The organism is Pantoea sp. VS1 (assembly GCF_002207995.1).
Taxonomy (GTDB): Bacteria; Pseudomonadota; Gammaproteobacteria; order Enterobacterales; family Enterobacteriaceae; genus Pantoea; species Pantoea dispersa.
The window spans coordinates 1-286 of the sequence record NZ_NHZE01000189.1; the positions used below are offsets into that span (position 1 = coordinate 1).

At 57.0% G+C, this 286-nt stretch carries 1 protein-coding gene; it reads left to right on the plus strand.

Annotation, left to right across the window (positions count from 1 at the left end):
- Positions 1-106: 106 nt before the first annotated feature.
- Positions 107-286: helix-turn-helix domain-containing protein (locus tag CBW22_RS25855; RefSeq protein WP_176428210.1), on the plus strand; the 180-nt coding region annotated here is incomplete at its 3' end.

Below are 286 nucleotides of genomic sequence, written 5' to 3' on the forward strand. Positions count from 1 at the left end.
GGTACAAACCGAGCACATGGGTAACACTTTAGACCGGGCACATGGGTAACAGTTATAAACGGCATAGCAGAGGAGACTCACTATGCCCTGGACTGAGACTGTTACCATGCAACGCCTTGAATTCATCCTCGCCTGCCAGGCAGGCGGGGAATCCATGACGCAGCTGTGTCACCGCCACGGCATCAGCCGCAAAACCGGCTACAAGTGGCTCAGCCGCTTTAACCCCGGCGAGCCCTCCTCGCTTGAAAATCTCTCCCGCGCCCGCCATCTCCAGCCCGATAAAATC